Annotated in this window: 1 pseudogene; it reads left to right on the top strand. The window is 73.4% G+C overall.

The features are described from left to right. The first annotated feature begins 167 nt into the window (after positions 1-167). A pseudogene (locus tag MUY14_RS20775) lies at positions 168-759 on the top strand (carbamoyltransferase C-terminal domain-containing protein). Positions 760-782 lie beyond the last annotated feature (23 nt).

Here is a 782-nt window from a genome sequence, read left to right as displayed (position 1 = left end):
CCGCATCCGCGGCGGCGAACTCGTCGCCGCGGTCGAGGAGGAGCGGCTCAACCGGATCAAGCAGGCCACGAAGTTCCCGGCCAGAGCGGTGCGAGCGTGCCTGGCGAAGGCGGAGGTGAGACCCGAGGAGATCGACGCGGTCGGCGCAGCGGCTCGCGGAAGGCTCGGTGCTCGGCCGGGTGCAGGGCGCGCCGGGGTTCGGGCCGCGCTCGCTCGGCTACCGCAGCATCCTCGCCGACCCGGCCGTTCGCGCCGTCGGTGACCGCCGAAGCCGCCGCCGAGTACTTCGAGATCCCCGCGACGCGCGGCAACTTCGACTTCATGGCGTTCGCGCTGCGGGTGCGTCCCGACCGCCGCGAGGAGCTCGGCGCGGTCCCCCACATCGACGGAACCGCGCGGGTGCAGGTCGTCGAAGCGGACGCGAACCCGCGCTTCCACGCGCTCATCGAGGGGTTCGGGCGCGCGACCGGCACGCCGGTGGTGCTCACCACTTCGTTCGACAACAACGCCGAGCCGATCGTGCAGACCGTCGCCGACGCTGTGACGACGTTCCTCACCACCGACCTGGACTACCTGGTGGTCGGCGACTTCGTCGTCCGCCCGGGCCTCGACCGGGCCGCGGCACTGGCCGAGCTGGTCTTCGCGTTCCCCCCGGTGACGCGGCTGCGCACGACGACCCGCACCGGCGGCGAGACCGTGCACCAGGTGTACCTCGACCACCCGGGGGCCCGGTACCGGCGGAGACCCACGAGCTGCTGACCCGGCTCGACGGCAGCACGCGG

This window comes from Amycolatopsis sp. FBCC-B4732 (assembly GCF_023008405.1).
GTDB classification, from domain to species: domain Bacteria; phylum Actinomycetota; class Actinomycetes; order Mycobacteriales; family Pseudonocardiaceae; genus Amycolatopsis; species Amycolatopsis pretoriensis_A.
Note: the sequence above shows the minus strand (reverse complement) of the source record. Positions and strands in the feature narration are given on the sequence as shown.